This is a genomic window from Cupriavidus sp. NPDC089707 (assembly GCF_044748965.1).
Lineage (GTDB): Bacteria > Pseudomonadota > Gammaproteobacteria > Burkholderiales > Burkholderiaceae > Cupriavidus.
In genome coordinates, this window is the sequence record NZ_JBIVHB010000008.1 from 87,753 (window position 1) to 108,253 (window position 20,501).

Here is a 20,501-nt window from a genome sequence, read left to right on the forward strand (position 1 = left end):
GCCCGAGGACGCTTGCCGGCCCAATGCGGATGGCAAGGGCGCGCATGCTGCCTCCGCTATAATCGCCGTGATAGTTTCGCGCTCTTCTTCTCATGCCCAAGCCTGCTTCACTGAAACGCTCAGCCGGCACCTCCGCGGCGCCGGCCGAGCCCACCGAACCCCAGGAATCGGCCAAGGCCACCGGGACAGCGGCGTTCTCCAAGTTCATGGCAGTGCTGCAACTGGTGGCCGATGCCACCGAACCGCAGACCATCGCCCAGCTCAGCCGCGCGAGCGGCTATCCCCGTCCCACGGTCTACCGCATCGTTGGCGCGCTGATCAGCGAGGGCCTCGTCATCGAAAATCCGCGCACCGGCGCGCTGACGCTCGGTCCGCGCCTGATCAGCCTTGCCAGCCGCAGCTGGGGCCGGTCGGACCTGCGCATCGCGGCTGCCGAGGCGCTCAAGGTGTTGCGCGATACCACGCGCGAGACCGTTCACCTGGCCGTGCCGAGCGAACTGGGCATGGTCTATATCGAGAAGCTGGAAAGCCCGCAGGCGGTACGCATGGCTTCGCGCATCGGCACACGCGTGACGCTGTACTCGAGTTCCGTGGGCAAGGCTTACCTGTCGGCCTTGCCGGAAGCACAGCGCGACGCCTTGCTGGCGCAGGTCAAGATCGAGCGCTTCACGCCCAACACCGTGACCGACCGCAAGCAATTGCGCCTGGAACTGGAAGAGACTGCCGCACGCGGCTATGCCGAGGATCGCGAAGAGAACGAGCCGCAAATCTTCTGCTATGGCGCGCCTATCCTCGGGCACGACGGCACCCCAGTGGCGGCGATCTCGGTCAGCATCCCGCTGTTCCGGCGCAGCGATACGCCGCTCGACACCTATGTGAAGCCACTGCGCGAGGCATGCCAGGCGGTGAGCGCTGCGATCGGGCCTGTGCCAGGCGAATTGCTGTAGCGCTGAGTTTTGCGCTTCTCTCTCGCTCGCGGGAGAGGGATTGGATGAGAGGGCCGGCGCTTGCAAGAGCGACGGCCCTTATTTCATGGACACTCCAGCCCTGTTCCCCGCCTCTCTCACATCATTGTGAGAGTGGAGACAACACGCGCGGTTTGACGTTGTCAGCCGACCGAGGGCGCTTGCCGGCGGCCTCCAGCGCGTTGCTCTCCAGCCTGCACCCAGCATCGCGGCGCGGCGTCGCCAGCGCTGCATCTCATCCCGATCGCCAGTGCGCTCCCCCAGACCGTTGCGTCAGTGCCGGCCGCGTGCATGCCGCCCGGCACTTTTGTCCTTTGCGTTGCCTTTCCTTCAGCGACGGCCTGATTAGTCCATTGCCAAAGGGAAAACCCTGCTTTCCGTAGCGGCAGCCGTTCTCTTAAACTCTATCCATATTGTAGTCATATAGTCCATTATATGGACATGTTTTAGCAGGACCGGCGGTCAGGCGGTCTCGCTAAACCCCATCCAGTCCAATCTGCGAAACGGAGACAAGCCCCCATGAAACCCATCACCTCCCGCTTCTATTGCGGCCTGCTGTGCGGCGCGGCACTACTGGCAAGCGCGAGCACCGGCGCCTATGCGCAGGGTGCGGCGTACCCCAACCACAATATCGAACTGGTCGTACCGTTCCAGGCCGGCGGCGGCACCGATGCGCTGGCGCGCGCGTTCGCGGAATCGGCGCGCAAGCACCTACCCCAGAACATCATTGTGATTAACAAGCCCGGCGCAAGCGGCGCGATCGGCTGGGCTGAGGTAGCCAACGCGAAGGCGGACGGCTACAAGCTGTCCCTGCTGACGGCCGACATCGCCATTGTTCCGCATCTCGGGCTGACCAAACTGACGTACGAGAACCTGATGCCGGTAGCCCGCCTGAATGCCGATCCTTCGGCCATTACCGTGCGCGCCGACTCGCCCTACAAGACCGTGGAAGCCCTCCTCGACGCGGCACGGAAGAACCCGGGCACGCTCCGTATCGGCAACGCGGGCAACGGATCGATCTGGCATCTGGCCGCCGCAGCGCTGGAAGACAAGACTGGCACCAAATTCAACCACATCCCGTTCCAGGGCGGAAACCCCGCTGTGCTCGCCTTGCTCGGCGGGCATATCGACGCCGTGACCGTGAGCCCGGCCGAAGTCTATCCGTATGTCGCGGCGGGCAAGCTGAAGACGCTGGCCGTGATGTCGGACAAGCGGGTCAAAGGCTTCGAGACCGTGCCGACGCTGAAGGAAAGCAAGGTGGACCTGTCGATCGGCACATGGCGCGGCATCGCCGTCCCGCTGAACACGCCGCCGGAGGTGGTCAACGTGCTGCGCACGGCAATCGCCCAGACCGTTCGCGAGCCCGCGCTGAAGGAAATGATGGACAAGCAGAACCTGGGACTCTCCTACGCGGACCAGGACGAGTTCAAGGCCGCCGTGGCGAAAGACAACGCCTATTTCAAGTCGCTGATCGCGAAGGTCGGCCTGAAGCAGTAAGGGCTGATGAACAACCTTGGCGCGGCAGTGCGTCAGTAGCGCGCGCCACGCATAACGAGACCAGCAATTCCACTCAGGAGAATGATGAGCATCGTCGTCAATCCACCCCCATCGATCGATCGCGATCTTGTCGCCAGATTCGTGGCTATGACCAATGTCATGTCGCTGTCGTGCGTCGTCTCCGACGCGCTCGAGCGCGCCGGCACGATGCGGCATGACATCAAGCCCAAGGCCGCCGACAAGAAGATCATCGGCCCGGCGCTAACGGTGCAGCTGACTGCCGGCGACATCGTCGATTGCCTTGAAGTCTTTAACGTCGCCAGGCCCGGCGATGTCATCGTCATCGATGCCTTTGGCGAAACCGAGACCTCGATCTGGGGCGGCCTCATGACGGGGCTGGCCCGGAACGCAGGCGTCGTGGGCGCCATCATCGATGGCAGCTGCCGCGATACCGACGAAGCCAAGTTCCTCGGCTTCCCGATCTCGGCCAAGGCCTCCGGCCCCCGCCAAGCCCACACGGCGCTGAGCGGGCGCCGCGAGCCGCTCGCGATCAATGTTCCGATCTCGTGTGGAGGCGTGATTGTCAATCCCGACGACCTGGTCGTGGCAGACGAGATTGGCGTCGCGGTGGTACCGCAAGCCAGCATGGCAGACGTGTACGAACGCGCCACGACAATCGCCCGCAATGAGGAAGCCATGCGCGCGCTGATCCTTGAAGGCAAGACGTTCCAGGATCTGCTGGACAAGTTTGGACGGATCTAGCATGAAGCAGCGCTGCCTGCTTCCGCGCAGCGATTTCCCCACTGCCGGACCATCGCCACAGGTGCAACCATGAATACAGTCGATGCGGCGCGCCTGATCGCGCTGGACTGGGGCACGTCATCGCTGCGCGCGCTGTTGCTTGGCGACGCCGGCGCCGTGCTTGCGCAGCGCTCGGCGCCCTCGGGCATCATGCGCGTGCCGCCGGGCGCCTTTCCCGATGTGTTCGCGCAGATCGCGGGCGACTGGCGCCGCAGTGCGCCGCACCTGCCGACCATCGCGTCGGGGATGGTCGGCAGCGCGCAGGGATGGCAGGAAGTGCCCTATTGCGATGGCACTGCCGGACTGGCCGAGATGGCCAGCGGCTTGCGGCAAGTGCCGGCTGGAGACGGCGGGACGCTGCACATCGTGCCGGGCGTTTCGCTGCGCCAGCCGCGTCCGGAAGTCATGCGGGGGGAAGAGACCCAGATATTTGGCGCCATGGCATTGCAACCCGCGCTTTGCGCGGGCGCCCGGCTGCTGCTGCCTGGCACCCATAGCAAGTGGGTCGACCTGTCCGCCGGGCGCATCAGCGGCTTCCAGACCTTCATGACGGGCGAGTTATTCGCGGTATTGCAGCACCATTCGATCCTGGGCCGCTTTGCGCGTGAAAGCAGCGCCGACACGCAACCAGACGACGCTGCGTTCGAACAGGGGCTCGCCGCGGCGCAGGCGAGCAAGGAAGGCATTGCCGCCCTCCTCTTCTCCGCCCGGGCATGCGTGGTGCTCGGCGCCATGCCGGCCTCCGGCAGCCTCAGCTTTCTGTCGGGCCTGCTGATCGGCGACGAGTTGCGCTGCGCGCTGAGCGTGCCGACAAGGCGCGTCGTCCTGATCGGCGAAGCGGGACTGGTGGCCCGCTATCGCCGCGCCCTCGCCTGCTTCGGCATCGACGACGCCCCCGCGATCGCTGGGGCGGCCGAAGCCGGACTCTGGCATATCGCACGACAGGCCGGCCTCGTCGACTGAGGCTAGTTTGACTTCAGTGAGCGACTTTTCATGATGCAACGTTATCTCGACCGCTTGCCGCTTGTTGCGATCCTGCGGGGTGCCTCTCCCGACGAGGTCGTTGCCATTGGCCACGCCCTGGTCGCAAACGGATTCTCGATCATCGAGGTGCCGTTGAACTCGCCCGATCCAATCGAGAGCATCCGCCGTCTCGCCGAGGCGCTGGGTCCAGACATCCTCGTCGGCGCTGGCACGGTGACCGGTACCGGGCAGGTAGAACAGATCGCACGGGCCGGCGGGCGCCTGGTGGTGATGCCACACAGCGACCCCGAAATCGTGCGCGCCGCCAAGGCCGCCGGAATGCTATGTGCGCCGGGCGTTTCGACGCCTACCGAGGGGTTCTCGGCACTGAAGAATGGGGCCGACGCGCTGAAGTTGTTTCCCGCCGAGGCCATCACGCCTGCCGTGCTCAAGGCGTGGGCCAGTGTCTTTCCCGCGGGAACCCGCCTGCTGCCCGTCGGCGGTATCACGCCGTCTGCGATGGAACCCTACGTGCGCGCCGGAGCATCGGGCTTTGGGCTGGGGTCGGCGCTATACAAGCCGGGGGTGGATGCCCACGTCGTGGGTCAGAATGCCGCGGTCTTTGCCGCGGCATGGCGCCGGATGCAGACGAAGGCAGTTTGAGCAGAACTGTAGACGAGCTCGACGCCAACCACCTTTGCTTTGTCAGCAAGCGCTGAGCAGCCGCTTCCAGGCACGAACTGGGTGGTTCACACACCGCGGCTTCCGCACAATCCGTTGGCAAGCACACGCCCATAGCCGCGGACTCTTTACCGTTACTTTCCCGTACACAGTGCGCAGCACCGTCGAGCGGCTGTCCTTCCCTGAGGAGGAAATTCTCAAGCGCCGTAGCACCGACAATGGGTCTGGCCCGAGAGCCACCCCTCCACTTGCTTCGAAACCAGCTCGGCCTGCACCTTGGCCGACAGCGACCGCCCCTCCGCGAGGGTCAGGCCCAAGTCCGCAAGGCTACAGTCACAGCGCTCAATCACGGCCAAAACTCCGTCAACGCATGGCTGGTGTCGCTGCCCTCGTCGGCCAACCTGGCTTCGATGATCCACCGCATGGTTTGCTCCCACCGTGGCGATACCGATCAGCGTAGTCCACACGGAGCCGGCGCGGCTCCCAGATGCTCGAGCGGCCCTCCCTTGGTGGTCTCCCTTTTTGCACGCTCTCTGGCTCAATGCTAGGCACCTTCCCCCGATACCCCAAGGTTCTTAACGCTCCGCGCCATCAGAGCGAACACGCCCCAGCCCATGTATTCACGCGTGTACGAGGCGTAGCGTTCGGGTTCCGAGGTTAGTTGGGCTCGAACATCTTTCGCGAAGTCATCGTCGGGATTCGCTTCGAGCCATCGACGCATGGTGAGCCACTTAGCCGCCTCATACCTGTCCCAGCCTTCCTGGTCTGCCAAAACCATTTCTACGACGTCGTAGCCGAGGTCGCCGAAAGACGCGAGAAGTTTAGGAAGCATGAGATAGTCGGAGATCGAACCGGCAACGCATTCTTTGGCAACGTCTTCCGTCGGTGGTAACTGCCGCCAGTAGGGCTCGCCGATGAGGATGATTCCGTTAGTGCTGAGACTCTTTGTCAGGAGCTCGATGGTGCCGGCAACTCCCCCACCAATCCACGTGGCACCGACACAGGCTGCCACACCGACCTTTCCGTCGGCGACGTAGCCGGCAGCGTCGCCGTGGATGAACTCGACTCGATCGGCGACGCCGAGTTCTTCAGCGCGGAGTTTCGCTTGCTCGGAGAACAACTGGCTCATGTCGATACCGGTGCCAATGATTCCGAAATCGCGTGCCCAGGTGCACAGCATCTCGCCCGAACCGCTGCCGAGGTCGAGCACACTGGTCCCCGGTTCCAGGCGCAACGCCTCGCCGAGAGTGGCGAGCTTTTCGGGTGTGAACGGGTTGTGAATGCGGTGAGCACTTTCGGTGATGTTGAAGATTCGTGGAATGTCCACTTTAGAAAACTCCTTACGGGTGCGAATGGATTCGGTGCGTCACTAACGGTACACAGATAATAACTTTATCGACACACTTGATACGATATGCCGGAAATGCCGGTCACGATGCCGGAATCCGCGGTCACGACAATCCGGAATGACTGGTCACGATTCGGCCGGAGTACGCAGCTTACGACAGATGCTCCAGTAGCTCTCTTGCCTGACGCGCATCCACGGTATCGAATCCCTCCGTGAAGGAAGCATGGGTCTCGGTCAGAATTTGCCGCGCAGCGTCGCTCTTGCCTTGGCGGGACCAAAGCCGGGCCAGGCTCAGCACACCCTGCAGCTCGATGGACTTGGCCCCCTGGTGACGGGCGAGCGCAATGGCCTTCTGGAAGCATGCCTGCGCGGCTTCGGCGTTGGCTGACGACGTGGCATGCGCGTCTGGCAACTGCAGCATCGACTCTCCCTGGAGGCGATTCAACGTCGCTGCATCGAAGCACTCGCCGGTGTTGCTCACCAGTGCCAGCGCGTCGCCCAGCACGCGCAGCGCCGATTCAGACTGCCCTGCCCTGCCATAAGCATCGGCGAGCAGTCCCAGCAGGGATGGGCGTCCCAGTGTGGCCCCAGTGGCTTCGTGGGCGCCAAGACCCTGCTGCATCAGTGCGATGCCCGCCTCATGGCTGCCTTGCCTGGCGAGCGCCCAGCCGCGCAGGATCGTCGCCCGCGCCAAATAGAGTGGGAACCCCTGTTCGCTCGACAGGGCGAGCGCGGCATTGGTGTACTCCAGCGCCGGTTCGAGTTCGCCCCGACGCTGATGCAGTTCGGCCGCGAAGATCAGGGCGAGGGCAAGGTCGAACGGGTCGGCGGCCTGCCTGGCCAGCACCAGTGCCTCTTCCGAGCGCGCCTGGGACTGGTCCGGCAAGCCCAGATACCACAGGATCCAGCTCAGCGTGCTGCGCATGTGAACCGCGGGGTTGCGTGCATAGTGCATCAGATGATCGTATGACTGCCGGTCGGGGCGGTGCAGTGCCAGCGCCTGCTCCATGTGGGTACGGGCCAGGCTGATCTGGCCCAGGCGGAATACGGTCGAGCCGAGCACGCGGTGCGCCTCGGCCAGCTGTTCAGGGTCCTGCGCGTCCTGCGCGAGGCTGAGCAGCCGCTCCCCCAGCGCTTGCGCCGTCTTGAGTTGCGACCGCAACAGGTAGAAGGACCACAAGCCGAGCTGTGCCGAGAAGCACTGCGGCGTTTCCCCGCCCTGTTCGCTTAGGGCGAGGGCCCGCGTGTAGGTCGCCTCCACCTCCGGCGCGCCGTAGCCTCGTGCTGCCATCCAGGCCGGGCCGAGCGTCAGCAGCAGCGTCAGTTCCTCGCGCAGGCGTTCCGGGGTGTCGGGCAGGCTCTTCAGCAAGTCGAGCGCCGCGCTAAGATGCTCGATCGCCTCGAGCTGGGCGGAGCGCTGCAGCGCCTGCTTGCCGGCCAGCTGCAGGTACTCGACCGCCTTCGACACATTGCCGCTCTGGCTGTAGTGGTGTGCCAGCTCGCTGCAGTAGTCCTTCAGCCGGTCCGGAAACAGCGCCTCGATGGCCTGGGCCGTGCGTTCATGCAGGCTGCTGCGCTGGCCCGAGAGCAGGGAGTTGCCCGCCACCTCCTGGGTCAGTGCATGCTTGAACGCGTACTCCACCTCGGGGTAAGCGGGACGCTCATAGATGAAGTCCCCCGCCTGGAGGTCAACCAGCAGCGGGTGCAGGGATGCTTCGGGCTGCCCCGTGACATGCCGGACCAGACTGGACGGGAACTCCGTGCCGATGATCGCCAGCGACTGCAGCAGTTCCTTCTGCGGGACCGGCAGCCGGTCGATACGGGCCGCCAGCACCCCCTGTACCGTCGTCGGGATATGCATCGCCACCGGGGCCTTGTCGATCCGGTAGTGGCCGGGCTGGCCGAGCAAGGCGTTTTCCTCGGCCAGGGTCTGGACGACTTCCTCCATGAAGAACGGGTTGCCCTCGGTCTTGGCCAGGATCAGCGGCTTGAGCGGCACCAGCGAGGGATCATCGCCCAGCAGCGCCGTGAGCAGCCCCTGCGCCTCCGCCTGGCCCAGCGGTTCCAGCTGCAGCTGGGTGTAACAGGGATGGCGGCCCCAGTCATGTCGGTATTCGGGGCGATAGTTGACCAGCAGCAGGATCCGCGCGCCCGGCACCTGCGCGATGAGAACATCGAGGAACGCTTCGGTCTCACTATCGAGCCATTGCAGGTCTTCGAACAGCACCATCAGCGTCTGGTTCTGGCTCTCGCGCACCAGCAGCCTTGCGATCGCGTCGAAGGTGCGCCGGCGCCGGATCGCGGGATCCATCGTCGGCAGCGCCGAACCGGGTTCGATGATGCCCAGCAGGTACAACAGGTAGGGCAGATGCTCCTCCAGCGAGCGATCCAGGATCAGCAGCCTGCCGGTGGCCTTCTCGCGATAGCGGCGTTCGTCGTCCTGTGCCGTGATCTGGAAGTAGTTGCGCAGCAGGTCGATCAGCGGCAGGTAAGGAAACGCCTTGCCATGCGACACCGAGAAGGTCTCGAGCACGATGCAGCCTTGCTGCGCGCGCGCCTTGAACTCATGGAACAGGCGCGATTTGCCGACGCCCGCCTCCCCCACCACGCCGACGATCTGCCCTTGCCCCGCCCTGGCCAGTTCCAGCGCCTCACCGAGGCGCTGCAGCTCGGCCTCGCGCCCGACGAATCGCGCCAGGCCACGGTGCGCCCCCACCTGCAGCCGCGTGCGCAATGCCCCCAGGCCGAGCACCTCGTACACCGCCAGCGGCTCACGCAGCCCCTTGATCTGGGTACGCCCCAGTGCCTTGAACTCAAAATATCCGTCGGTCAGCCGGTGGGTCGGTTCGCTGACGAGGATCGATGACGGTGTCGCGACCCCTTCCATCCGCGCGGCGATGTGGATCGTGTGGCCCACCGGATCGTAGTCGGTGCGCAGGTCGTCCTTGCGGATCGAGCGCACCACCACTTCCCCGGTATGCACGCCGACCCGGATCTGCAGCGGGATGGCCCGCTCCAGCCGCACGCGGTCGCTATGGCGGCGCATGGCCTGCTGCATGCGAAGTGCTGCAAACAGCGCCCGCAGCGCATGATCCTCGTGGGCGATCGGTGCGCCGAACAGGGCCAGGATGCCATCGCCCAGCGATTTGGCCACGTACCCCTCATAGTGATGGACGGCTTCCATCATCAGCGTCACGACCGGGTCGATCAGGCTGCGGGCTTCCTCCGGGTCCAGGTCCTGGATCAACGCCGTCGAGCCGGCCATGTCCGCGAACAGTGCGGTGATGGTCTTGCGCTCGCCACCGGCGTCCACGCCCTTGGCTTCCATGGCGGCCTGCTCGGCGCGAATCCGCTCGGCCAAATGGGGCGGCGTGTAGAGGACCGGGGCCGGGATGGGCGGCGCCGGCGGCGGAATCTGCCGGGGCGCGGCCACCGTATCGGTCAACAAGGCACCGCATGCCCCGCAGAATTTGGCGGTGGCGCTGGACTCGTGGCCGCATTGCAGGCAGATCTGCGCAAGCCTTTGCCCACACGCCTCGCAGAACCTGGCGCCCGCGGGGTTCTCAAACTGGCAATTGGTGCAGCGCATCTCGTCCCCTGCCTGCCTGTGGCCGCCACGCCCCCATTACAGGCGCAATCCTTGCGCTTGGCAAGGCAGCGGCGGTCAGGCATCGCGCGCTGCGATCGGTCAGCCGGGGCCGGCCAAATCGGGGCGCGCGCAGTGGCGCACCGTCGCGATGGACGATACCCGCCTCCCCCACTACGCCGACGATCCCCCCACTGGTCGAGGTAAGACGACCATCCGTGGCTTGAGCAGGACCGTCAGCGTGGAGGCTGCTCGCTCGGTTATTTCATGGTCGTGAAATTATACTGACGGTGACGGAACGATCATCCTGACAGATTCTGGTCGTCAACGCCGCTGATGTCGCGACCCGTTGAGCGTAGCGGACAGTCGGCGGCTGCCTATGAGCACGTTCATGGTTGCAGTTCGAACCGGGCGATTAATTGCGTTTTATCCCATCACAACCCAGCGCAAGGACTGTGTGTTGAAGGAAGCCGTTAAAAACCCTGGGATACCGCCCGCCGTCGGCGTATCGTCTCGGTATCAAAGAGACGGAGAGCCGACATGCGATGCACGATCGTTCTCGAGTTCGACGATGGCAATGCCACTGCGGTCAGACGGGTTGAGTTGATGCGGTTTCACCGCGCCGACTGCGCGTCTTCCGGCGACGTCGGCTTGTCCCTTACTGAAGGCAAGTCATTAGTCAACTGCGTCCAACAGGAATTCGTCGAAGAGCAGGTCAGTCGCTACTGCGCATCGCAGCAAGCTTGTAAGGCCTGCGGCGCTCTCCGTCGAGTACATGACGGACACTCCTCCGAGCTGAAGACTACGCTGGGAAAGGTCTTTTACTGTCGCGATCGCTGGAAAGCTTGCAAGTGTGGTGCTGATCGATCGAGGTATGTGTCGCCGCTCAAGAATTACATTAAGGAAGCAAGCACAGGGGAGCTGCGATGGCTGCATGCTGAACTGGGCGCCACAATGCCCTATCGGCAGGCAAAGCAGGTTATGGACCTTTTGTTACCGACCTCCGGACGAGATAGCCACGTCACCATCCGCAATCACACCATGGCCGTAGGCAAATACCTCCTGCACGCACGGCCCGTGCGGCGATGGTGCGAGGAAAGAAAACCCATCGCCGAGCTTGGCATCGATGTTGGCTACGTTAAGCGAGCACGAAGCAATCACAAGGGCGCCGGCAAGGACAATCGCGCAGAAGCGTACCAAAGCTCATCGTCGATAGCCGTCGTCGTCGCGGCATTAGGCCAGAGTGGCAAACAACCACGGGTCTGGGCATCCGCCATGCCGCGCACCAAGCGACTGCACGAAGAAATGATGAATTTTTTGGAGGACAGCGGATACAACGATCCCAACGAAGTCTGTGTCGTGACTGACGGCGCCCGGGATCTTGCCGGGGTTGCTGACAACCTTCCGTTCGATACCGAATGGGTACTCGACTGGGCCCACATTGGTCGAATGATGCGGCACGTCGATCAAGCTATCGCGCCTCTGGCCTATGGGCGCCTTACGGCCGATGGATCAGTGTTCGAGCTTTGGGAGACCTTTGTTCGTTTCCGCAGTGACGTCTGGACTGGTCAGACGGTGCGTTGGCAGAACCTCGCTCAAACGTTATTTCGTCTGCTTGAGTTGCGTAAGGAACTTGACCCGAAATGGAGCCGCGCAGCAGAACAAGCCTGCGATAAGCTTCTTAATCTAGTTTGCTACCTTAACAGCAACCTCGATTCATTGATCGACTACCGAACCCGACAGCGTGTTGGCCTACGAATCGCAACCGGCTTTGTCGAATCATCTATCAATCGAATCATTGGCCGCCGCATGTGTAAAAGCCAACATATGCGTTGGAGTCGTACGGGGGCAAACAGTCTCGTGCAAGTGCGCGTCGCTCTCTTGAACCAAGAGCTTCACGAGCTCGCTCAACGAGATTTTCCTTGGATTGGCCAGCGCCGTGTGTCTTGGCCCTGGCAGAAACCGTCCCGGCCTTTTTAACGGCTTCCCTCAACAGTTGTTGATCAAGCGAGGGGACCCAAGGCGCCGACAATTTGAGTGAGATAGAATCAGCTCCAATCACATTCCATAAACTGATCAGACGATCAGATGACGCGGAGCGGCCAGGTGACCACATTCAAGCAGTTGGAGGCATTCGTCGCCATCAGCGAGATGGGGTCGTTCGACGCCGCCGCCGAGAAGCTGGACATCGCGCAGTCGGCGGTGTCCCGGCATATCAAGGAGTTTGAGAACAGTTTCGGCTACCCGCTGTTCGACCGTTCGGGCCGCACGGCCAGGCTGACGCTGGAGGGGGCCGAGGTCCTTGCCCGTGCGCGCGACGTGCTGAAGAAACGCAGCGTCCTGCTCGACCAGTTCGTGCGCAAGGACGCACTGGTACGCAAGTTGCGGCTCGGCGTTACCGAGCTGACCGCACTCACCTGGCTGCCCTCGTTCGTGGATGCGATCCGCTCGCAGTTCCCCCAGGTCGTGGTCGAACTGGAAGTCGAGCACAGTGTCCCGCTGCATGACCGCCTGCGTACCGGCCAGCTTGACCTGATCGTCGTGCCGAACGCATTCGACCTGACCGGACTGTTGCGCACCCGGCTGGGGGAAGTCAGGAACGCCTGGTTCTGCAGCCCGACCCTCGACCTGCCCCATACCCGCATGAAAGTGGCAGAGCTCAGCAAGTATCCGCTGCTGATGCAGGGGCCTCAATCCGGCGCCGGCGTGCTGATGCGAAACTGGTTTGCCAGGAACAGCCTGACACCGAAGAACACTTTGCTGAGCAACAGCATTGCTGCGCTGGGCGGTATTGCCGTGTCCGGGCTCGGCGTAGTCTACCTGCCGGTGGTCGTTTCGCGCGGGCTGGTGAACCAGGGCTTGCTGCGGGAAGTCCACGCTACCCCCGGCCTGCCGCCCATCCGCTATGTGGCGTTACTGCGTGCCGACTCGGCCACGCCCTTCTATCGCACCATCGCCGCGCTGGCTCAACAGACCTGTGACTTCGAGCGGCCTTACGAGCAAAGCACGGAAAGCCGCCACGCAGGGAGCCTTGCCCGATGCTGACGATTAAGCAGATTGAGGCGTTTTACTGGGTAGCAAAGCTCGGCACGGTGCAACGCGCCGCCGACAAGCTGCACGTGACCCAGTCCGCCGCCACCAAGCGCTTGCAGGAAGTGGAGCGGCTATCCGCCTCGCCGCTGTTTGAACAGGCTGGGCGCAAGGCCTCGCTCACTGCCAGGGGCCACGAGATGATGCTGCTCTGCGCCGACCTGCTGGAAAGCGTGGCGCACCTCGAGGAGATCCAAGCATCGACACGCAATATCCCGCGCGTGGTGCACGTCGGGGTCACGGAGCTGGTCGCCATGTCGTGGTTTCCTGCGCTAGTGCGCAAGGTCAGGGCGCTCTATCCACAACTGACCCTGCAACCGCATATCGACCACTCCGCGGTGCTGCGCGACAAGATCATCGACGGGCAGCTCGACGTGGCCATCCTGCCCGAAGCCTTTGTCACGCGCTCGGCAGCCAGGGTCAATCTTGAGCTGGTCGAATTCGCCTGGTTCAGCCCGCCCGGAACGTTCAATCGCGGAGAAGTGGTTCCGCTGCAGCAGCTCGCGACCTTGCCGGTCATCGAACAGGACCGGACCTCGATCATCACCGCGCTATGCGCGCGGCTGTTCGAGCAGGTCGGCGTCGAGCCGACCCGGCTCGGCGGCAGCCGCAGCATCATTACGCTGGCGGGGTTGATCGAAGCCGGCATCGGCGTCAGTTGTCTGCCACGCGAGTTCTTCACCAACGAAGTCGCGCAGGGCCGCCTGCAGATCGTCGAGACCGACCCGCCCGCCCCCGCCGTTCGCTATTGCGCCATCTATCCCGAACAGACCGCCCTTGGCCTTGCGGTGGCGGAGCTGGCGCGCGAGTGCTGCAACTTCACCCGGATGCGCGCGCCTGCATCGCTAGGCTAGTTCCCGGGGCCCGGACAGCCTCATGCCGCCGGCCCTGGCGGGTGGCCTCTCTGCGCACGAAAACCATCTCACATGGGAATGGAAAACCATCCAAATAAATCGCTTTCGCGAAGCCATTCGATCGCCCATGATGGGTTCGGAGCGGCCAATGGCCGACGATGAACCTGGCCGCGCGCGAGCGCAGCCGCCCGGAGCGAGAAGACGATGCCAGCGAACTGGCCACGCATGATTGATGAAGAGTTGAAGGCGGCGAACGGCGTGCCTGGCCTTGAAGCCTGCCTGCTTGAGTACCGCGCACTGCGCGACAGAAAGCTGAAACTCAACCTGGCACGGGGCGTGCCATCCGCCGAACAGCTTGCGCTGTCAGAAGCACTATTGGCACTGCCCGGCCCCGACGACTACCGCGCCGAGGAAGGTACGGATTGCCGCAACTACATGGGCCAGCAGGGCATCCTGGAAGCGCGCAGGCTGTTTGCCTGCGTACTGGGCGTGCCGCCGGAGAACACCGTGGTGGAAGGCAACTCCAGCCTGGCGCTGATGCATGACTGCCTGGCGTATGCGTGCCGCAATGGCGTGCCCGATGGTGACGGCCCGTGGCAGGACGTGGCGGGAGGCATCGCTTTCCTGTGCCCCGTGCCGGGCTATGACCGGCATTTCAAGCTGTGCGAGGCCTTTGGCATCCGGATGATCCCGGTGCCGCTGCGCGACGACGGTCCCGATATGGAAGCCGTACGTACGCTGGTGACGCAGGACCGGTCGATCCGCGGCATCTGGTGTGTGCCGAAGTACAGCAATCCGACCGGCACGGTGTACGCCGACGAGGTCGTCCGGGAGCTGGCTGCGATGCCGACGGCCGCGCCGGATTTCCGAATCTTCTGGGACAACGCCTACGCGTTGCACCACCTTAGCGACCAGGAAACGGAGATTGCCAGCCTCGCGGAGCTCTGCGTGGCGCATGGCCATGCCAACCGTGCGCTGGTCTTTGCCTCGACCTCCAAGATCACTTTTGCCGGCGCCGGCCTCGCCCTGCTGGGCAGCTCGAGCCAGAACATCGCGTGGTATCTCAAGCATGCGGCGTTCCGCAGCGTCGGGCCGGACAAGCTCAACCAGCTCCGCCATGTGCGGTTTCTCCGGGACGAGGCAGGGCTGAAGGCCTTGATGCGCCAGCATCGCGCGATCCTCGCGCCGCGCTTCGCGCGCGTGATCGAGATCTTCAGGCAATACCTGGGCGGGCTCACGCAGGTGTCGTGGACCGAGCCCGCCGGCGGCTACTTCATCACGCTGGATGTTGTACCCGGCACCGCTCGCCGGGTTGTCGACCTTTGCCGCAACGCCGGCGTGATCCTTACCGATGCCGGCGCGCCCTTTCCTGGCGGGATCGACCCGGATGACCGCACGCTGCGCATTGCCCCGTCATCGCCCAGCCTGGAGCAGGTCGCCGCAGCGGCCGAGGCGATTGCGATCTGCACCAGACTGGCCGCGGCAGAGACCGTCCACGGCGAGGTGGTACTGGTCTGAAGCCGGTGGCATATCCGCCCCACATCAAGCAAAGAGGAAGACAGATGAGTGAAGCACAAAGCGCTGTGCTGGCGCGTTTTGCAGCGACGTTGCAGTACGCGGACATCCCGGCTGAAGTCGTCGAGCGCGCCAAGAACCTGTACGCCGACTGGGTCGGCTCCACGCTGGCAGGCAAAGGCGGCAGGCCGGTCGAAGCGCTGGCCGCCTTTGCGCGACGGATGGCGCCGGCATCGGGCTCCTGCGAGGTCCTGATCTCGCGCGAGCGCACCACGCCCTACTTTGCCGCCTTCATCAATGGCGCCAGCTCCCACTATGCCGAGCAGGATGACGTGCACAATGGCTCGGTCTTCCATCCGGCGGCCGTGGTCTTTCCCGCGGTGCTTGCGGTCGCACAGGAAGCAGGCGCCAGCGGCAAGGACTTCATTACGGCCGCTATCGTGGGCTACGAAGTCGGAATCCGCGTCGGCGAGTTCCTCGGGCGCTCGCACTACCGCGTATTCCATACCACCGGCACCGCCGGCACGCTTGCAGCCGCCGCGGCGGCCGGGCGCCTGCTGGGACTGACGCCGGCACAGATGCTGGACGCCTTCGGCTCGGCCGGTACGCAGGCAGCGGGCCTGTGGGAATTCCTCGCCGACGCCGCCGATTCCAAGCAACTCCATACCGCCAAGGCAGCCGCCGACGGCATGATGTCCGCCTTCCTTGCCAAGGACGGTTTCCAGGGCGCAAAGCGTATCCTGGAAGGGCCGCGCGGCATGGCTGCCGGTATGTCCACGGATGCCGATGCCGCGAAGCTGGTCGACGGCCTTGGCTCACGCTGGACCGTGGTCGAGACGTCCTTCAAATACCACGCCTCGTGCCGCCACACGCACCCCGCCGCGGATGCGCTGGCGCGGGTGCTGGCAGACAACCAGATTCAGCCGGCCAATATCCGCGAGGTGGTGACCCACGTCCACCAGGGCGCGATCGATGTGCTGGGACCCGTGGTGAACCCGGTCACCGCGCACCAGGCGAAGTTCTCGATGGGCACGGTACTCGGGCTGGTTGCCGAACGCGGCAGTGCCAGCGTCCGTGACTTCGAGTCGCACTTCCAGGACGCCGCGGTGGTCGCGTTCCGCGACAAGGTCTCCATGCAACTCGATGAGGAAGTGGATAGTGCCTACCCCCGCCGCTGGATCGGCAAGGTCAGCGTGACCACGGAAGACGGCAAGTCTTTCTCCGGGCGTGTCGACGAGCCCAAGGGCGATCCGGGCAACACGCTGTCGAGGGAGGAGATCCAGGACAAATTTGCGCGCCTGGCCGACTTCTCTGCCTCCGCCAGCGTCGAAGAGATCCATGCCTTCTTCAGGGAAATCTGGCAACTGGAAGCAGCGCCGCGCATCGGCGCGATCCTTCCGGACGCTGCCAGCTAGGACATTCGCCTGCCGTCTCCTGGCGACTTTGGGTTCCCTCGACCGGTGTCGAGGGATTTTTTTCGCTATGAAGAACCCGGCAGCTTACTGATGGCGCGGGATGCGGAGTACGTGTTCGCTGATGTAAGCCAGCGCGAGGTCCGTCGCGAACGGCATCACCTGGTGCTTGCGCGACTCCCGCAGCTTCCTGTCCACGTCCTGGTCCAGTGCCTCGGGGTGGCGGTACGCCAACTGCGCTGCGCACGAGACCGCTTCGAGCGCGAGCGTCAGCGCCATTCGCGCTTCGCCCTCGCAACTGGCGAGAAGATCGTAGCGTTGCGCCGCCCTCGCGTACATCACGTTTGCTGCCTCGATGGCAGACCATGCCTTGACGAGTACCGGGCTCCAGCCTTCCCCGCTATCGTTCTGGCTTCCAGGCCTGAGATCGCTTACGCGTGCCAGCAGCCATCGCGCATCGCCCGTGGCGGCTGCCGCGCTGAGGATCATCTCCGGCAGCCGCCGCTGCGCGATCCACGCTGCGCCCTGCCCTGCTTCGCCGACAAGGTGGTTTGCCGGGATCAGCAACTTGTCGATCAACAGGTCGCTGGCATCGTGCGTATCCAGGCTGGCGCAAGGCTCGATCCACAACCCGCGCCCGATGGCATCGCGCAGATCTACCAGGTACAGCGATGCGCCGGGATGTTTCGTACCGCCGTCCACCAGCAGCAACAACAGGTCGCTGTTCTGCACACGCGACACGCGAGTCTTCCTGCCGCTGACGACGACGCCTTGCGTGCATTGCGCGATCTCGCGAACATCGGCATTCGCACCCGGACTCCAGATCGCCATCGACGGCACGCGCAGCGTACCGCCGATCACGTGCCTGACGTAGGTATCCTTCAGCATGTCGCCATGGCGGACGAGCAGCAGGTGATTGCACATCTCCTGCACCAGTCCGGCTGCGGGCGCGCCCTGGATGGCGATCGCTTCGACGGCGGCGCATGCTTCAGCCAGGGACAAACCCAGGCCACCATGGGCCCGCGAAACCAGTGCATTGCACCAGCCCGCCGTGCGCAGCGCCTCGGCAAATGCCTCGGCCTGTCCCTGGTGGCGATCTTCGGAGCGGAAGTAGTCAGTGGGGAAGGCAGCGCAGAGCCGCCGCATACGGCCGCGCACCGCCGGGTGCGCGTCATCGCCTGCCACCGGCGGGTCAATGGTGGGTGAGAAATCAGACCGCTCAGGGCCGGCGGGTGTGACGTTAGCCGACATCGACCGGCACCGCCTTCAGCACCCGACCGGGGTTCATCAGGTGCAACGGATCCAGCGCCGCTTTGATGCGTTGCATCAGGTCCAGCGCGACTGCGTCCTTGCGCTTGGCAAGCTCGTCGGTCTTGAACGCCCCGACGCCATGCTCGGCGGAGAACGAGCCGCCACAGGCATCCACCGCGTCGTAGACCTGCTTCGTGATCCAGTCGCCGTGCCGGGCAAAGTAAGCCCCGCCGGTATCCCCTTCTGGGGCCTGCACGTTGTAGTGGAGATTGCCGTCCCCGACATGGCCGAGCAGGACCAGCCGGACATCGGGAAGGGTCGCGCGCAATGTGCCCTCAACCGCCTCCAGGAATTCAGGAATGCGGGAAATCGGGACCGAGACATCGTGCTTCAAATTCGCGCCCTCCTTCGCCTGCGCCAGCGGGATCGCCTCGCGGACATGCCACAGGCGCTTCGCCTGTTCCACGCTCTCCGCGACGATGGCGTCTGCGATCAGCGCCTGCTCGAAGCCCGCCTCCAGCATGTTTTCGAACTGCGGGCGCTCAGTCGCTTCCGGCAGGTGCGATGACTGTTCCAGCAGCACATACCAGGGATACGCCTGGGCATCCGGCACGCGCAACTGGGGGAAATGCTTGTCCGCCAGCGCCACGGCTTCGCGCCCCATGATTTCGAATCCGGAAAGCGTCGGGCCGAGTTGCCTCTGCGCCAGCGACAGCAGTTCAATGGCCGCACCGGCGCAGGGCACGGAGATCCATGCCGTCATCGTCGAGGCCGGCGGCGGGAACAGCCGCAGCGTTGCGGCGGTGATCACGCCAAGCGTTCCCTCGCTGCCGATATAGAGCTGCCGCAGGTCATAGCCGCTGTTGTCCTTGCGCAGCCCGGACAAGCCGCTCCACACGCGACCGTCGGCGGCTACCACTTCAAGGCCGAGGCATAGCTCCCTGGCGTTGCCATAGCGCAGCACCTGGGTGCCACCGGCATTGCTGGCGAGGTTTCCGCCGATGGTGCAGCTGCCCTCGGCGGCCAGGCTCAGCGGAAACAGCAAGCCGGCCGCCGCGGCCCGCTGCTGCACGGTTTCCAGCACGCAGCCGGCTTCCACGGTCAGGGTCAGGTTCTTCTCGTCGAGATTGCGCACGCGATTCATGCGCCTGAGGTTGAGCAAGACCTGGCGTCCGGACTGGTCCGGCACCGCGCCGCCCACCAGCCCCGTGTTGCCGCCTTGCGGAACGATCGCGACACGGGCGGCAGCACATGCGGCGACCACGGCGCAGACCTGGTCAGTGCTCCCCGGCAATGCCACCGCCAGGGCCCGGCCACGGTAGAGGCCGCGCCAGTCTGTCTCATAGCCATCGAGCTCATGCGTCAGCACATGGTCAGTGCCGACGATCGCACGCAGCGTGTCCAGGATGGTCAAGGTTGTCACCTCGCTTAGTCGGGCTTGATGCCGGCCTGCTTGATCATGGGCCCCAGTCTGCCCATGTCCTCCTTCAGCACCTGGGCAAGCCGCTCGGGCGGGCCTCCCAGTACGAGGGCGCCATCCGCCTCCAGCTTTGCGCGGATCTCCGGTGCGTTGAGCGCGGCATTGAGTTGCGCATTGAGCTTGTCGATGACCGGCCTGGGCGTGCCCGCGGGGGCCATGATCCCGTACCAAGTGACCAGTTCAAAGCCGGGGTAGCCGCTTTCCGCCACCGTTGGGATATTCGGCAGCGCGGGCGAGCGCTTGGCCGAGGTGATTGCGACCCCACGCACCTTGCCCGCTTCGATAAAGCTGCGCATCGTTACCGTGGTGCCCGCCCAGAAGTCCACGCGCCCGCCCAGCAGGTCGGGCATGCTCTGCGAGATGCCCCGGTACGGAACCATGTTGAACCTGGCGCCGGACTGGCGTTGCAGCATTTCAGTCGCGAGCCGGACACTGACCGTCGGATAGCCGATGCTGACGCTGCCGGGCTCCTTCTTCGCCCTGGCAACCGCAGCGGCAAGGTCGGCAGCACCGTTCTTCGCTTCGACCGTGAAGACATAGGGCGTCGAGACCACCAGGCCAACCGGCGCGAAGTCGCGGACTGAGTCGAACGGCAGCTTGTCATACAGCGACGGGCTCAGCGCGATCTGGTCCATGATGGTCAGGCCTATCGTGTAGCCATCCGCCGGTGCAGTCGCCACCGACTGCAGCGCGATATTGCCGTTACCGCCGCCCTTGTTCTCGATCACCAGGCTCGTCTTCAGCAGTGCTTCCAGCTTGGGCGCCAGCGTCCTGGCAAGCTTGTCGCCGCCGCCGCCCGGCGGGAACGGCACGATCAGGCGCACCGGCTTGGCCGGCCAGGCATCGCCCTGCGCCAGCGCCGGCACGATCGCACCGATCGTCCCGATGATGGCGAGCATCATCGAGGCACAAAGGCGCTTTTGAAGCAGCATATTGATGCTCATCCTGTCTCCTTTCTGTTTTTAGGGGCGGCTGCCCGTGACGGCAGCCAGGTGCATGACGATTCCGGTGCGGGGCCCGGTGTCAGGACTGCGGGGCGGTGCACCACGCATCGCACC

The 20,501-nt window shown here is 64.4% G+C and carries 15 protein-coding genes; 10 read left to right on the forward strand and 5 right to left on the reverse strand.

Annotated features, from left to right (window positions below; all coding sequences use genetic code 11):
• The first annotated feature begins 92 nt into the window (after positions 1 to 92).
• The 5 genes from ACIP1U_RS15175 (at position 93) to ACIP1U_RS15195 (ending at position 4,889) form a co-directional block, all read left to right on the forward strand.
• Positions 93 to 947 carry an IclR family transcriptional regulator gene (locus ACIP1U_RS15175; RefSeq protein WP_400316253.1) on the forward strand — a complete coding sequence of 285 codons (855 nt, stop codon included), beginning with the start codon at positions 93 to 95 and terminating at the stop codon, positions 945 to 947.
• A 537-nt stretch (positions 948 to 1,484) separates the two neighbouring features.
• Complete coding sequence (locus tag ACIP1U_RS15180) at positions 1,485 to 2,462, forward strand: Bug family tripartite tricarboxylate transporter substrate binding protein (protein WP_400316254.1); 978 nt, start codon at positions 1,485 to 1,487, stop codon at positions 2,460 to 2,462.
• 84 nt (positions 2,463 to 2,546) lie between these two features.
• Entirely contained in the window at positions 2,547 to 3,224 is a 678-nt protein-coding gene (locus ACIP1U_RS15185; protein WP_400316256.1) for an RraA family protein, read from the forward strand.
• Positions 3,225 to 3,293: 69 nt separating this feature from the next.
• Positions 3,294 to 4,226, forward strand: a complete 933-nt coding sequence (locus ACIP1U_RS15190; RefSeq protein ID WP_400316258.1) for a 2-dehydro-3-deoxygalactonokinase — start codon at positions 3,294 to 3,296, stop codon at positions 4,224 to 4,226.
• Between the two features lie 30 nt (positions 4,227 to 4,256).
• A complete protein-coding gene (locus ACIP1U_RS15195; RefSeq protein WP_400316260.1) occupies positions 4,257 to 4,889 on the forward strand; it encodes a 2-dehydro-3-deoxy-6-phosphogalactonate aldolase in 633 nt (210 codons plus the stop codon).
• 562 nt (positions 4,890 to 5,451) lie between these two features.
• On the opposite strand, the gene ACIP1U_RS15200 is transcribed toward ACIP1U_RS15195, so the two are convergent.
• Both ACIP1U_RS15200 and ACIP1U_RS15205 read right to left on the reverse strand, forming a co-directional pair.
• Complete coding sequence (locus ACIP1U_RS15200; RefSeq protein ID WP_400316262.1) at positions 5,452 to 6,234, reverse strand: SAM-dependent methyltransferase; 783 nt, start codon at positions 6,232 to 6,234, stop codon at positions 5,452 to 5,454.
• A gap of 172 nt (positions 6,235 to 6,406) precedes the next feature.
• Complete coding sequence (locus ACIP1U_RS15205; RefSeq protein ID WP_400316264.1) at positions 6,407 to 9,844, reverse strand: adenylate/guanylate cyclase domain-containing protein; 3,438 nt, start codon at positions 9,842 to 9,844, stop codon at positions 6,407 to 6,409.
• 537 nt (positions 9,845 to 10,381) lie between these two features.
• Between ACIP1U_RS15205 and ACIP1U_RS15210 the strand changes: the two genes are divergently transcribed.
• From ACIP1U_RS15210 to ACIP1U_RS15230, 5 genes are all read left to right on the forward strand, one after another.
• Positions 10,382 to 11,821, forward strand: coding sequence for an ISKra4 family transposase (locus ACIP1U_RS15210; protein WP_400316266.1), 1,440 nt, complete (start codon positions 10,382 to 10,384; stop codon positions 11,819 to 11,821).
• A gap of 126 nt (positions 11,822 to 11,947) precedes the next feature.
• On the forward strand, positions 11,948 to 12,886 hold the full coding sequence (locus ACIP1U_RS15215; RefSeq protein ID WP_400316268.1) for a LysR family transcriptional regulator: 939 nt from the start codon (positions 11,948 to 11,950) through the stop codon (positions 12,884 to 12,886).
• Positions 12,880 to 13,785: a LysR family transcriptional regulator gene (locus ACIP1U_RS15220; protein WP_400316270.1), complete on the forward strand. Its 906-nt coding sequence runs from the start codon at positions 12,880 to 12,882 to the stop codon at positions 13,783 to 13,785. The genes ACIP1U_RS15215 and ACIP1U_RS15220 overlap by 7 nt, the downstream gene beginning before the upstream one ends.
• Positions 13,786 to 13,989: 204 nt before the next feature.
• Positions 13,990 to 15,303 (forward strand): aminotransferase class I/II-fold pyridoxal phosphate-dependent enzyme, encoded by a 1,314-nt coding sequence (locus tag ACIP1U_RS15225; protein ID WP_400316271.1) that lies wholly within the window; start codon positions 13,990 to 13,992, stop codon positions 15,301 to 15,303.
• Between the two features lie 44 nt (positions 15,304 to 15,347).
• Positions 15,348 to 16,715: an MmgE/PrpD family protein gene (locus ACIP1U_RS15230; protein WP_400316273.1), complete on the forward strand. Its 1,368-nt coding sequence runs from the start codon at positions 15,348 to 15,350 to the stop codon at positions 16,713 to 16,715.
• A gap of 84 nt (positions 16,716 to 16,799) precedes the next feature.
• Here the strand turns inward: ACIP1U_RS15230 and ACIP1U_RS15235 are convergent, their stop codons facing one another.
• The 3 genes from ACIP1U_RS15235 to ACIP1U_RS15245 are packed head-to-tail and all read right to left on the reverse strand — an operon-like array spanning position 16,800 to position 20,387.
• Complete coding sequence (locus ACIP1U_RS15235) at positions 16,800 to 17,963, reverse strand: acyl-CoA dehydrogenase family protein (protein WP_400316275.1); 1,164 nt, start codon at positions 17,961 to 17,963, stop codon at positions 16,800 to 16,802.
• Positions 17,953 to 19,377 carry an FAD-binding oxidoreductase gene (locus ACIP1U_RS15240; RefSeq protein ID WP_400316276.1) on the reverse strand — a complete coding sequence of 475 codons (1,425 nt, stop codon included), beginning with the start codon at positions 19,375 to 19,377 and terminating at the stop codon, positions 17,953 to 17,955. The genes ACIP1U_RS15235 and ACIP1U_RS15240 overlap by 11 nt, the downstream gene beginning before the upstream one ends.
• Before the next feature lie 14 nt (positions 19,378 to 19,391).
• Positions 19,392 to 20,387, reverse strand: a complete 996-nt coding sequence (locus ACIP1U_RS15245; protein ID WP_400316278.1) for a Bug family tripartite tricarboxylate transporter substrate binding protein — start codon at positions 20,385 to 20,387, stop codon at positions 19,392 to 19,394.
• Positions 20,388 to 20,501 lie beyond the last annotated feature (114 nt).

What these genes read in the sequence shown, in the direction of transcription:
- ACIP1U_RS15205 (WP_400316264.1), bottom strand. Translation starts at nt 9,844, where the DNA reads ATGCGCTGCACCAATTGCCAGTTTGAGAACCCCGCGGGCGCCAGGTTC.
- ACIP1U_RS15220 (WP_400316270.1), top strand. Translation starts at nt 12,880, where the DNA reads ATGCTGACGATTAAGCAGATTGAGGCGTTTTACTGGGTAGCAAAGCTC.
- ACIP1U_RS15180 (WP_400316254.1), top strand. Translation starts at nt 1,485, where the DNA reads ATGAAACCCATCACCTCCCGCTTCTATTGCGGCCTGCTGTGCGGCGCG.
- ACIP1U_RS15185 (WP_400316256.1), top strand. Translation starts at nt 2,547, where the DNA reads ATGAGCATCGTCGTCAATCCACCCCCATCGATCGATCGCGATCTTGTC.
- ACIP1U_RS15235 (WP_400316275.1), bottom strand. Translation starts at nt 17,963, where the DNA reads ATGTCGGCTAACGTCACACCCGCCGGCCCTGAGCGGTCTGATTTCTCA.
- ACIP1U_RS15230 (WP_400316273.1), top strand. Translation starts at nt 15,348, where the DNA reads ATGAGTGAAGCACAAAGCGCTGTGCTGGCGCGTTTTGCAGCGACGTTG.
- ACIP1U_RS15245 (WP_400316278.1), bottom strand. Translation starts at nt 20,387, where the DNA reads ATGAGCATCAATATGCTGCTTCAAAAGCGCCTTTGTGCCTCGATGATG.
- ACIP1U_RS15195 (WP_400316260.1), top strand. Translation starts at nt 4,257, where the DNA reads ATGATGCAACGTTATCTCGACCGCTTGCCGCTTGTTGCGATCCTGCGG.
- ACIP1U_RS15210 (WP_400316266.1), top strand. Translation starts at nt 10,382, where the DNA reads ATGCGATGCACGATCGTTCTCGAGTTCGACGATGGCAATGCCACTGCG.
- ACIP1U_RS15190 (WP_400316258.1), top strand. Translation starts at nt 3,294, where the DNA reads ATGAATACAGTCGATGCGGCGCGCCTGATCGCGCTGGACTGGGGCACG.
- ACIP1U_RS15225 (WP_400316271.1), top strand. Translation starts at nt 13,990, where the DNA reads ATGCCAGCGAACTGGCCACGCATGATTGATGAAGAGTTGAAGGCGGCG.
- ACIP1U_RS15175 (WP_400316253.1), top strand. Translation starts at nt 93, where the DNA reads ATGCCCAAGCCTGCTTCACTGAAACGCTCAGCCGGCACCTCCGCGGCG.